This window comes from Aromatoleum evansii (assembly GCF_012910805.1).
Taxonomy (GTDB): domain Bacteria; phylum Pseudomonadota; class Gammaproteobacteria; order Burkholderiales; family Rhodocyclaceae; genus Aromatoleum; species Aromatoleum evansii.
Genome location: NZ_WTVK01000312.1, coordinates 1 through 385, shown reverse-complemented (window position 1 = coordinate 385; position 385 = coordinate 1). Strand labels below are relative to the sequence as shown.

The following is a 385-nucleotide window of genomic DNA, read 5'->3' as shown; positions in this document are numbered from 1 at the left end:
ACCTTGCGGCGCGTGTAGAAGTTGAACGCCTCCGCGCCGTACATGTGGGTGTCGCCGAACAGCGACTTCTTCCAGCCGCCGAAGCTGAACGAGCCGACGGGCACCGGGATCGGCACGTTGACGCCGACCATGCCGACCTCGATGGCGAACTCGAACTCGCGGGCGCTCTTGCCGTCACGCGTGAAGATCGCGACGCCGTTGGCGAACTGGTTCGCGTTGATGAGTTCGACGGCGTCCTCGAACGTCTCGACGCGCACGACCGACAGCACCGGGCCGAAGATCTCCTCGTCATAGACCTTCATGCCGGGCTTGACGTGGTCGACGAGGCTCGTGCCGATGAAGAAGCCGCTCTCGTCGAAGTGCTTCTCGCGGCCATCCACGACGA

At 64.2% G+C, this 385-nt stretch carries 1 protein-coding gene; it reads right to left on the bottom strand.

Features of this window, described 5'->3' with window-relative positions:
* Positions 1–385, bottom strand: a 385-nt coding sequence (locus tag GO615_RS30145) for an aldehyde dehydrogenase family protein (protein ID WP_169133128.1), incomplete at both ends; no start/stop codon positions are given.